Raw genomic sequence first — 9,582 nt, forward strand, 5'->3', positions numbered from 1 at the left:
CGCGGCTCCGCCTTTGGCCCGCAGGTCTGCCCGCAGCCGGTCGATCGCGCGCCAGGCGTCGTCCACCGCATGAGCGACGGTACGGGCGTCGCCCGACACCCGCCGCAGCAGCGTGTCGGGGTCGTCGATCTCGAGAAGGTCGGCGACGGCCTTGCGTTCCTGGGCGACGAGCCGGTCCACCCGGCGGCCGACGGCCAGGTGCAGGGCGTCCCGGGTGTCGAGCAGGCGCAGATTGGCGGCGCGGACCGCGGGCCGCATGGTGTCGGCGATCCCGGCCCGGCCGATACCGCGCAGCAGGGTCACGTCGCGCAGCCCGCCGGACGCCTCCTTGAGGTCGCCCTCGAGCAGGAAGGCAAGCTCGCCGTGGCTGCCCCAGCGGGTCGTGGTGAGTTCCCTGAGCTGCGGCATCAGCCGCACCGCGGTGCGCCGCCACTGGTCGCCGGCGGCCGCGACCAGCTCGGCGGAGAGGGCGGCGTCCCCGGCCACGTGCCGGGCGTCGAGCAGGCCGAGGGAGACCTTCACGTCGTCGTGCGCGACCGACAGCGCCTCGGGCAGGGTCCGCACCGAGTGGTCCAGCCCGAGCCGGGCGTCCCAGATCGGGTACCACAGCGCGGAGGCGATCCGGTCGATCCCGGCCGTGCCGTTGTGCAGCAGCACCAGGTCGAGGTCGCTGTAGGGGGCGCAGTCGCGCCGGCCCAGGCCGCCGACCGCGATCAGGCTGACGCCGCTGAGGTGGGCCGGGAAGAGGGTCCGTAGCCAGACGTCGAGCGCCGCCGCCCGCTCCTCGCGGGCCGCGGCGCCGATGTGTTCCTTGAGTTTGTCGAGTGAGCCACCGGGCGCCGGGCGGGCCGGCGGGGCCGGGGGCTCACTCAACGGGTTCGTCATGTCGATCAGAGAGCGTCGAGACCGCGCTCGCCGGTCCGCACCCGGACGACCTCGTCGACCGTGGTCACCCAGACCTTCCCGTCACCGATCTTGCCGGTCCGGGAGGCCGTGATCACCGCGTCGACGATCTTCTCGACGTCGATCTCGTCGGTCAGCACCTCAACCTTGATCTTCGGCAGGAACTCGACCGTGTACTCGGCACCCCGGTACACCTCGGTGTGGCCCTTCTGCCGGCCGTAACCCTGTACCTCGCTCACGGTGAGCCCGGCGACGCCCAGGGCGTGCAGAGCTTCCTTCACCGCGTCGAGCTGGTACGGCTTGATGACCGCGGTCACCAGCTTCATGCTCAGTCCTTCCATCGGAGCAGCCATCAGAATTTAACCGGAGATCTTCTCGCTGACCGGGGAAGATTCCTCAGCCGGCGCGCTGGCGGGCTTGATCCCGGCCATCGCGAAGGCGCCACCGCCGCTGCCGCCGGCGGGCGACAGGTCGTACCCGCTCTCGGCGTGCTCGGCGAGGTCGATGCCGTCGATCTCGGCCTCCTTGGAGACCCGGAAACCGATGGTCTTGTTGATCACGAAACCGAGGACGAAGGCCACCGCGAAGGAGTAGACGGTGACGATCAGGGCGCTGAGCGCCTGGACACCCAGCTGGCTCACGCCGCCGCCCATGAACAGGCCCTCGTTCTCCACCAGCGCGTTGACGTCGGTGCTGCCGAAGAGGCCGATCCAGAGGCAGCCGATCCAGCCGCCGACGAAGTGCACGCCGACCACGTCGAGCGAGTCGTCGTAGCCGAACCGGTACTTCAGCGAGACCGCCAGGGCGCAGACCGCGCCGGCGACCAGGCCCAGCAGGGTCGCGGCCCACGGGGCGACGAAGGCACAGGCCGGGGTGATCGCGACCAGACCGGCGATGGCGCCGGAGGAGGCGCCGACCAGGGTCGGCTTGCCGTCGCGGATCTTCTCGATGAGCAGCCAGCCGAGGACCGCGGCGGCCGTGGCGACCTGGGTGTTGATGAACGCCAGACCGGTGATGCTGTCAGCGGTCAGCTCGGAGCCGGCGTTGAAGCCGAACCAGCCGAACCACAGCAGACCGGTGCCGAGCGCGACCAGCGGGATGTTGTGCGGCTTCATCGCCTCACGCGGCCAGCCGGCCCGCTTGCCGAGCACCAGGACCAGGGCGAGGGCCGCGGCACCCGCGTTGATGTGCACCGCGGTGCCACCGGCGAAGTCCAGCGCGCCGAGGTCGTAGATGAAGCCACCGCCCCAGACCCAGTGGGCGACCGGGAAGTAGACCAGGGTGGCCCAGGCGCCGGCGAACAGCAGCCAGCCGCTGAACTTCGTACGGTCGCTGATCGCGCCGCTGATCAGGGCCACCGTGATGATCGCGAACATCATCTGGAAGGCCATGAAGACGTAGAGCGGGATGCCGGTGCCGCTCGGGTTCTCCGCGGTGGCGCCCCACAGGTCGCCCTCGCCGAGGAAGGTCTTGGTGCCGAGGTAGTCACCGATGTTGCCGATGACACCGCCCTGGTCGGTACCGAACGCCAGGGAGAAGCCGTAGAAGAGCCAAAGTACGGAGACGAGCCCGATGGCGCTGAAGCTCATCATCATCATGTTCAGAACGCCCTTGGACCGGTTCAGGCCGCCGTAGAACAGCGCCAGCCCAGGGGTCATGAGCAACACGAGTGCGGTGGAGACGAGCAGCCACGCGGTGTTGCCGGTATCAATCGTCGGTGCATCAGGCACGCTGGCCTCCTAATGTAGGAATACCTCCCTCGCGGCGCAGCGTGGCGGCATCGCCCCTGGCCGGATGCGGCGAAGCTTTCCGCTCCGCTGTTTCGCGCATGGTCTTCGCGCGATTACCGGCGAGTGACGGCATGTTTCCGACGTGTGAAGAAACTCTCACAGCGTCAACGGAGGGCGTACTCCAGCGTGTGGCGCTCGTAGTCGAGCAGGCGCAGATCCCGCATCGGGCGGCGCAGATGGCCCTTGTGCACGATCCGCACGAAGGCCGGATCGCCGGCCGCGGCCATCCGCCGGATGCCCTCGACGTGGTCCACGATCCGCTTGCGCATGGTGCGCACCAGCCGGTGCCGGTCGCGCGGGATCAGACCGTACGCGTCGGCGAACAGGCGCAGCCGCCGCGGCCGGTTGGGCCGTTTCCAGCCCAGCGTGTAGGAGTCGCGGTCGCTGAACAGCGGCACCCAGGTCCACGCCGCGTACGCCACGTCGTAGAGCCGGGAGCCGGGCGAGGCCAGGTCGAAGTCGATCAGGGCGAGGGTGCCGTCCGGACGCCAGACCACGTTGTGCGGTGCCGCGTCGTGGTGGCAGATCACCTCGGTGTCCGGCGGCGGCGGGCCGAAGGAGCGCCAGACCGCGCCGGGCGGGGGCACGAAGCCGTACTGCGCGTCGTGGAACATCCGCAGCATGGTGGCGACCGTGACCAGCGCCTCCTCGGTCACCCAGTGCGGGGCCAGCGGATACTCCCCGCACTCGCCGTCCAGGTAGGAGAGGACCTCACGGCCCTTCTCGTCCATGCCCAGGGCTTTGGGCGAGCCGGTGAAGCCGACCCGCTCCAGATGGTTGAGAAGGGCGTGCACGGCGGGGGTCCAGGGCCCCGCGTTGCGCCGGACGGTGTCGCCGATCCGGGAGACCGTGCTGACGTTGCCACCGTGCAGCGGAATCTCGCGCACCGGCTCCTGCGTCACTCACGGCCTCCCGAACCCGTCCAACCGCCCGCCCACCGCCCACCAACGGGCGCAAGGCCGAGCCTCTGTCTCCCGCGAGCCTACGCGTCGGCCCCAAGGAGAGCCTCGACGAAGGCCTTCGGCTCGAACGGCGCGAGGTCGTCCGGACCCTCGCCCAGACCCACCAGCTTGACGGGAATCCCCAGCTTGCGCTGCACGGCGATGACGATGCCACCTTTCGCGGTGCCGTCCAGCTTGGTGAGAACCACACCCGTGACATCCACCACCTCAGTGAACACACGCGCCTGTTCGAGACCGTTCTGACCGGTCGTCGCGTCGAGCACCAGCAGGGTCTCGTCGACCGGGCCGTGCTTCTCCACCACCCGCTTGACCTTGCCGAGCTCGTCCATCAGGCCGACCTTGTTCTGCAGGCGGCCGGCGGTGTCGATCAGCACGGTGTCCACGCCGACGTCGATGCCGCGCTTGACCGCGTCGAACGCCACACTGGCCGGGTCGCCGCCCTCCGGGCCGCGCACGGTCTCCGCGCCGACCCGCTCACCCCAGGTCGACAGCTGCTCGGCGGCGGCGGCACGGAAGGTGTCGGCCGCGCCGAACAGGACGCTGCGCCCGTCGGCGATCAGCACCCGGCCGATCTTGCCGCAGGTGGTGGTCTTGCCGGCGCCGTTCACGCCGACCACCAGCATCACCGCCGGGCGGCCGTCGTGCGGCATGGTCTTCAGGCTGCGGTCCAGATCCGGTTCGAGCGCCGCGGTCAGCTCCTCGGCCAACTGCTCGCGCACCTCGGCGACGGTCCGGCTGCCGAGCACGCGGACCCGCTCGCGCAGCCGCTCGACGATCACCTGGGTGGCCTCGACCCCGACGTCCGCGGTGATCAGGCTGTCCTCGATCTCCTCCCAGTCGTCCTCCTCCAGGTGGTCCCGGGAGAGGACGCTGAGCAGGCCGCGGCCGAGCGCGTTCTGCGAGCGGGCCAGACGGGCGCGCAGCCGGACCAGCCGGCCGGCGGTCGGCGCCGGCGTCTCCAGCACCGGCTCCTCGACCACCGGCTCCTCGACCACCGGCTCCTCGGCGACGACCGGCGGCGCGGCGGGCCGGTCGGCCGGCTTCTCGATGAGCGGCGGGAGCTCCTCCTCGGTCGGCGGGACCGCGACCGGGGGCCGTTCCAGGGTGGTGGTCGAGCCCGAGGTGGGCGGCGGGGGAAGCTCACGGCGGCGCATTTTCGGCACCACCAGCCCGACCGCGCCCACGACCAGGACGACGAGCAGGATCACTGCGGCGACCACGTATTCCATGCCCGAATCCTGACAGATGAGCCGTCCGTACGTGGCAACGGCCGCGCACTGGCGATTCCGGGCCCTGGTGGCGCAGGATGGGACACCCCCTGACGAGAGCGTGGAGGAACCCCCCGGTGACCGCACAACTGCTCATCGGCCCGGTGCTGCGCCGCGTCGTCGGCGACCGCGCCACCCTGTGGCTGGAGACCAGCGCCCCGGCCGAGGTGCGGGTCGAGGTGGAGGGCGGCGGTGCCGGCTCCGCATCGACCTTCTCGGCGTACGGCCACCATTACGCCCTCGTGATCGTGACCGGTCTCACCCCCGACTCGGCCCACCCCTATCGGGTCACCCTCGACGACCGGGTGGTGTGGCCGGCCGACGACTCGCCGTACCCCGCTCCGGTGATCCGGACCCGGGCGGCCGACGACCGTGACCAGCCGGTGAGCCTGGTCTTCGGCTCCTGCCGGGAGGCGACGCCGGAGGCGACCCGGCGCAGCCTGCCGCCGGACGCGCTGGACGCGTTCGCCCGGCGCCTGATGGCCGATCCGGCCGCCCGCCCCGACCTGCTCGTCCTGCTGGGCGACCAGGTCTACGCGGACGAGCCCTCGAAGAAGGTGCGTCGGTTCCTGCGGAACCGCCGCCGCAACGGCCACCGTGGCCCGCAGGACCAGGTGGTCACCTTCGAGGAGTACACGAAGCTCTATCTGGAGTCGTGGCGTGACCCGGAGGTGCGGTGGCTCTTCTCCACCGTGCCCAGCGTGATGATCTTCGACGACCACGAGCTGATCGACGACTGGAACACCTCGGCCTCCTGGCGTGCCGACATGGCCCGGCAGTCCTGGTGGCGCGAGCGCATCTCGGGCGGGCTGGCGTCGTACTGGATCTATCAGCACCTCGGCAACCTCAGCCCGGACGAGCTCGCCGCCGACGTGCTGTTCCAGAAGGTGAGCACGGCCGACGACGCCACCGACCTGATGCGCGACTTCGGGCAGCGGGTGGACGAGCCGGAGTCGGCGGAGAACACCGACCAGCCATACCAGTGGAGTTTCGCGCTCGACCTGGGCCGGACCCGGCTGATCGTGCTGGACAACCGGTGCAACCGGGTGCTGACGCCGGGCGCGCGGGCGATGCTGCCGGCCGTCGAGTGGGACTGGTTCCTGGACCGCGCCCACGGCGACTACGACCACCTGGTGATCGGCTCGTCGCTGCCATGGCTGATGCCGCCCGCCATCCACCACCTGGAGGCGTGGAACGAGCGGGCCGCCGAGTCGCACCACCCCCGCACCGCCGCCTTCGGCGAGAAGGTGCGCCGGGCCTTCGACTTGGAGCACTGGGCCGCGTTCGGCCGGTCGTTCGAGGCGCTGGGCGAGCTGTTCCGCCGGCTCGGCGAGGGCGGGCCGGACGCGCCGTCGAACCGGGTCGGCGCCGGCGGGGCGTACGCGGCGCCCGCCTCGATCAGCGTCCTCTCCGGTGACGTGCACCACTCGTACGTGGCGCGGGCCGACTTCGGGCACGCCATGGCCACCCCGGTCATGCAGCTCACCTGCTCGCCCATCCACAACCAGGTGCCGGCGCCGCTGAAGCCGCTGATGCGGATCAGCTGGTCCCGCGCGGTCGCCCGGGTGGCCCGTGGGCTGCCCAAGGCGGCCGGCGTACGCAAGCCGATGCTGCGCTGGAAGCGGCTGGCCGGGCCGTACTTCGGCAACGCGGTGGGCATCCTGCGGCTGGACGGGTCCACCGCGACCGCCCGCATCGAGGGCACCACCAAGGCCGGCGAGCTTTATCAGGTGGCCTCGGTCGACTACCGCCCGCAGAATGTGCGGCGATGACTACCTGGACCGCGCCCGAGGCGCACCGTGAGACCGAACCGAAGATCGGCGACGAGCGCCTGCTCCTGCAGGGCTGGCTCGACTGGCACCGGCAGACCCTGCTGGGCAAGTGCACCGGGCTCACCGCCGAGCAGCTCAAGACCGCCAGTGTGGAGCCCTCCAACCTCACCCTGCTCGGCCTGGTCCGGCACATGACCGAGGTGGAGCGCGGCTGGTTCCGCAAGCACGCCGGCGGCCTGCGCGAGCTTCCGGACGTCTACAGCTCGCCGGAGAACGTGGACGGCGAGTTCGACGACGTGGCGGACGCCGACGCCGACGCCGACCTCGCCGCCTTCCAGGCCGAGGTGAAGCTGGCCGACGCCGCGGTGGCCGATCTTCCGCTGGAGAGCGAGCACGAGGGCCGCCGCGGCCCGATCAGCCTCCGCTGGGTCTACCTGCACATGATCGAGGAGTACGCCCGCCACAACGGCCACGCCGACCTGATCCGCGAGCGCATCGACGGCGCGACCGGTTTCTGACTCAGTGGCCGAGCCGGGGGATCGTGGCGCGGCCGCGGTCGACGACGGTGAAGGCGGGGAAGTCGCCCTCGCCGGCCTCCTCGACCACGACATCCGGGTCCCCGGCCTTGGCGAAGGCGTAGAGCCCGGCCACCTCGATCAGCCGCCCGGAGCCGTCGGTGGCCGCCGGGAAGGTGAAGACCTGCTCGCGGTCACCGGCGTCGCACGCGGCGATCTTCAGCCGCAGCGCCTGGCTCGCCCCCGGTGAGTGCACCTTGAGGCAGAACGCCTCGCCGCCGCGCTGCATCTTGCCGGTCTTGATCAGGAACTGGTCACCGCCGACCCGGACCGGGGTGGGTACGAACAGGGCCGTGTCGCTGTACTCCTCGGTCAGCTCGACGAGACCGGTGCCGGTGACCGCGAGCATCGACTCGCCACCGGCGCCGGCCAGGGCGAACACGACCTGGCGGCCGCCCTGCAGCGGGGCGCCGGTGCCCTCCGGAGCGGCGGAGGTCGCCGGGGCCGGCGCCGACGACGGGACCACGGCTTCCGATGACGGCCCCACGGCCTCCGAGGACGTGACCGCGGCGGAGGGCTCCTCGTCGGAGGTGCAGGCCGACACACCGAGAACGAGGGCGCATCCGGTGGCGAGCGCGCCGATCCGGCCGAGAGCTGACATGACGGTCCCTTCAGGCATTCGTGCCGGGTGGCACAACGCCATCATTTCGGGCCCGGTCAACCCGGCAGGTCGAGCACCTTGCGCAGGTACGGTACGTGCTCCGGCCCGGCCCACCGGTAGCCCGACAGGTTCGCCACCCGGGCGCCGCGGATCACCCGGTCGTCGTCGTCCACGAAGAGCACGTGCTTGGGCAGCTGGCCGATCGCCAGGCAGGCCTGCTGGAAGAACTCCGGTGCCGGCTTGTGCACCTTCAGCTCCCACGAGCTGACCACCAGGTCCACCTCACCGGTGAGGCCGAGCCGGTCCAGGTCGCCGCGCAACCGGTCGGTGGCGTTGGTGGCGATCCCGACCGGACGGCCGGCGGCCCGCACCTCCCGGACGAACGCCAGCGCCTCCGGGTCCACCTCGCCCCGGTAGGCCTGCCACTCGGCGACCGCGGCGGCCGACTCCTCGGCGGCGAGCGGCAGCCGGTCGGCCACCAGCCTCATCCACTCCTCGTCGGTGATCTCGCCGGCCATCGCGGGCCGGTAGATGTCCCACGACATCGCGGTCTCGAGCAGGGAGGCCGGCTTCAGCCCGTACTTGATCTCGACAGCGATCATCGGGGCCGGGTCCCAGCGGCGCAGCACGCCGTCCAGGTCGATCAACAGGGCCCGGGCGCGATCGCGCATGCTTGTCTAGTCCTCCGACTCGTGTTTGAGGCGCTGGCTGATCACCTGAGTGACACCGGCCCGCATCGTGACGCCGTAGAGGGCGTCCGCGACCTCCATGGTGCGTTTCTGGTGCGTGATGATGAGCAGCTGGCTCTTCTCCCGCAACTGCTGGAAGAGGGTAATCAACCGGCCCAGGTTCACGTCGTCGAGGGCCGCCTCCACCTCGTCCATGATGTAGAAGGGCGACGGGCGGGCCCGGAAGATCGCACAGAGCATGGCGACCGCGGTCAGCGAGCGCTCGCCACCGGAGAGCAGCGACAGCCGCTTGATCTTCTTGCCCGGCGGGCGGGCCTCCACCTCGACACCGGTGGTCAGCATGTCCTCCGGGTCGGTCAGCACCAGCCGGCCCTCACCGCCGGGGAAGAGCACCTGGAAGACCATCTCGAACTCCCGGGCGGTGTCCTCGAACGCCGAGGTGAACACCTCCAGGATCCGGTCGTCGACGTCCTTCACCACGGTGAGCAGGTCCTTGCGGGTGGCCTTGAGGTCCTCGAGCTGGTCGGAGAGGAACTTGAAGCGCTCCTCCAGCGCGGCGAACTCCTCCAGCGCCAGCGGGTTGACCTTGCCGAGCAGGGTCAGGTCGCGTTCCGCCTTGTTGGCCCGCTTCTCCTGGGTGGCCCGGTGGAACGGCACCGGCTCCGGCGCCGGCTTGCCGTCCTTCTCGGCCAGCGCCACGTCGGCCTGGGTCGGCGGCACCAGCTGGTCCGGGCCGTACTCACTGATCAGCGTCTCGACGTCGAGCGAGAAGTCCTCGGCGGCCTTCGCCTCCAGCTGCTCGATGCGCATCCGCTGCTCAGCGCGGGCCATCTCGTCCCGGTGCACCTCGCTGGTCAGCCGCTCCAGCTCGATGCCGAGACGCTTGGCGCTCCCGCGTACCTCCTGCAGCTCGGCCTCGCGCATGGTCCGCGCCTGGGCGATCTGGTCGCGGGCCTCGGCGGCGGCGGCCAGCGACACGGCGACGCGCTGGAGCGCGGCTGCCGCACCCAGCGCGACCGCGC

8 protein-coding genes and 2 pseudogenes are annotated in these 9,582 nt (G+C 71.1%); 2 read left to right on the forward strand and 8 right to left on the reverse strand.

Annotated features, from left to right (window positions below; all coding sequences use genetic code 11):
• The 5 genes and pseudogenes from AB0F81_RS48410 to ftsY form a co-directional block, all read right to left on the reverse strand.
• A pseudogene (locus tag AB0F81_RS48410) lies at positions 1–885 on the reverse strand ([protein-PII] uridylyltransferase); the annotation flags it as partial.
• A gap of 5 nt (positions 886–890) precedes the next feature.
• The gene (locus AB0F81_RS48415; protein WP_360210729.1) at positions 891–1,229 is read right to left on the reverse strand and encodes a P-II family nitrogen regulator; all 339 of its coding nucleotides are present in this window, start codon (positions 1,227–1,229) and stop codon (positions 891–893) included.
• A 33-nt stretch (positions 1,230–1,262) separates the two neighbouring features.
• Complete coding sequence (locus tag AB0F81_RS48420) at positions 1,263–2,633, reverse strand: ammonium transporter (protein ID WP_360210731.1); 1,371 nt, start codon at positions 2,631–2,633, stop codon at positions 1,263–1,265.
• A gap of 164 nt (positions 2,634–2,797) precedes the next feature.
• Positions 2,798–3,595, reverse strand: coding sequence for an aminoglycoside phosphotransferase family protein (locus tag AB0F81_RS48425; protein ID WP_360210733.1), 798 nt, complete (start codon positions 3,593–3,595; stop codon positions 2,798–2,800).
• Between the two features lie 80 nt (positions 3,596–3,675).
• Positions 3,676–4,884: a signal recognition particle-docking protein FtsY gene (gene ftsY, locus AB0F81_RS48430; protein ID WP_360210735.1), complete on the reverse strand. Its 1,209-nt coding sequence runs from the start codon at positions 4,882–4,884 to the stop codon at positions 3,676–3,678.
• A 116-nt stretch (positions 4,885–5,000) separates the two neighbouring features.
• On the opposite strand from ftsY, the gene AB0F81_RS48435 reads away from it, so the two are divergent.
• Both AB0F81_RS48435 and AB0F81_RS48440 read left to right on the forward strand, forming a co-directional pair.
• The gene (locus AB0F81_RS48435) at positions 5,001–6,695 is read left to right on the forward strand and encodes an alkaline phosphatase D family protein (RefSeq protein WP_360210737.1); all 1,695 of its coding nucleotides are present in this window, start codon (positions 5,001–5,003) and stop codon (positions 6,693–6,695) included.
• On the forward strand, positions 6,692–7,213 hold the full coding sequence (locus AB0F81_RS48440) for a DinB family protein (RefSeq protein WP_360210739.1): 522 nt from the start codon (positions 6,692–6,694) through the stop codon (positions 7,211–7,213). Before AB0F81_RS48435 ends, AB0F81_RS48440 begins: the two co-directional genes overlap by 4 nt.
• 1 nt (position 7,214) lies before the next feature.
• Here the strand turns inward: AB0F81_RS48440 and AB0F81_RS48445 are convergent, their stop codons facing one another.
• From AB0F81_RS48445 to AB0F81_RS48455, 3 genes and pseudogenes are all read right to left on the reverse strand, one after another.
• On the reverse strand, positions 7,215–7,871 hold the full coding sequence (locus AB0F81_RS48445; protein ID WP_360210741.1) for a hypothetical protein: 657 nt from the start codon (positions 7,869–7,871) through the stop codon (positions 7,215–7,217).
• 56 nt (positions 7,872–7,927) lie between these two features.
• Positions 7,928–8,542 (reverse strand): HAD-IA family hydrolase, encoded by a 615-nt coding sequence (locus AB0F81_RS48450; RefSeq protein ID WP_360210743.1) that lies wholly within the window; start codon positions 8,540–8,542, stop codon positions 7,928–7,930.
• 6 nt (positions 8,543–8,548) lie between these two features.
• Positions 8,549–9,582: pseudogene (locus AB0F81_RS48455) on the reverse strand (chromosome segregation protein SMC); the annotation flags it as partial.

The sequence above is a fragment of the Actinoplanes sp. NPDC024001 genome, assembly GCF_040638955.1.
Classification (GTDB): domain Bacteria; phylum Actinomycetota; class Actinomycetes; order Mycobacteriales; family Micromonosporaceae; genus Actinoplanes.

What these genes read in the sequence shown, in the direction of transcription:
- AB0F81_RS48415 (WP_360210729.1), bottom strand. Translation starts at nt 1,229, where the DNA reads ATGAAGCTGGTGACCGCGGTCATCAAGCCGTACCAGCTCGACGCGGTG.
- ftsY (WP_360210735.1), bottom strand. Translation starts at nt 4,884, where the DNA reads ATGGAATACGTGGTCGCCGCAGTGATCCTGCTCGTCGTCCTGGTCGTG.
- AB0F81_RS48440 (WP_360210739.1), top strand. Translation starts at nt 6,692, where the DNA reads ATGACTACCTGGACCGCGCCCGAGGCGCACCGTGAGACCGAACCGAAG.
- AB0F81_RS48445 (WP_360210741.1), bottom strand. Translation starts at nt 7,871, where the DNA reads ATGTCAGCTCTCGGCCGGATCGGCGCGCTCGCCACCGGATGCGCCCTC.
- AB0F81_RS48450 (WP_360210743.1), bottom strand. Translation starts at nt 8,542, where the DNA reads ATGCGCGATCGCGCCCGGGCCCTGTTGATCGACCTGGACGGCGTGCTG.